Here is a 940-nt window from a genome sequence, read left to right on the forward strand (position 1 = left end):
GCGCCGGCAGTGCCCAGGCGCGTATTGCACCGGTCGGTGAGGTGCGCCTGCAGGGACAGCCTCCGGTTGAGATAGCTCCAGCGGCCGCAAAGGCTGCAGAGGAACAGGCCGAACTCGAAGCAGCACCGCAACCCGGCCGTGCTGACTACCCAAATGTTGGCATGAGCAGCCGGGCCATTGTCTGGATGCTGGCGCAGATGCACTTGTTCTTTGGCGCTCTGGTGCTGGCGGTACCGCTGTTCGTGCTGATGATCGAGCTGGTGGGTGTGTACACAGGGGATGAGCGCTACGACGATATGGCCCATGAATTCATGAAGATCAGCCTTACGGGTTTTTCCATCACGGCGATTTTTGGTGGTTCTCTGGCATTGGCGCTGTTCATGCTCTATCCGGATTTCATGGGCTACATGATGCATGTGTTCGGTGCCCAGGTGCTGGTGTATGCCAGCATGTTCTTCTTCGAAAGCTTCTTCCTCTACGTGTACTACTATGGCTAGAATGCATTCCGCTACGGCAACCTGAAATGGGTGCACCTGACCCTGGGGCTGCTGCTGAATGCCTCCGGTCTGACCATCATGGTACTGGCCAATTCCTGGGCGACCTTCATGATGGCCCCATCCGGCGTCAACGAGGTCGGTGCCGTGGTGGGCAATATTTGGGAGATCATGAAAGGCCCCTTGTGGAACCCCATCAATCTGCATCGTTTCATCGCGAATATCGGTTTCGGTGGCGCAGTGGTGGGCGCTTATGCTGCGTTCAAGTTCCTGAGTACCACAGACCCGGAAAAACGCGCCCACTATGACTGGATGGGCTATACCTCAAATGTAACTACTCACCCCTATCAGCATAGAGCTGTCCCGAAAAGGCCATTTGAATGGCGACCAGCGGATTGTATCCCTGATTTGCCATGGTCTGCAGGTAACTGGAGATGCGGCAATAG

2 protein-coding genes are annotated in these 940 nt (G+C 56.1%); both read left to right on the forward strand.

The annotated features are described in order from the left end of the window. The coding region (locus tag ACOCD2_RS22230; protein WP_293650554.1) for a cytochrome ubiquinol oxidase subunit I at positions 1–497 on the forward strand (497 nt) is incomplete at its 5' end. A 30-nt stretch (positions 498–527) separates the two neighbouring features. Next, positions 528–940: hypothetical protein (locus ACOCD2_RS22235; protein WP_305801197.1), on the forward strand; the 413-nt coding region annotated here is incomplete at its 3' end.

Origin of the sequence: Thiolapillus sp. (assembly GCF_048562965.1) — a bacterium.
In the GTDB taxonomy this organism is placed as follows: domain Bacteria; phylum Pseudomonadota; class Gammaproteobacteria; order Chromatiales; family Chromatiaceae; genus Thiolapillus; species Thiolapillus brandeum_A.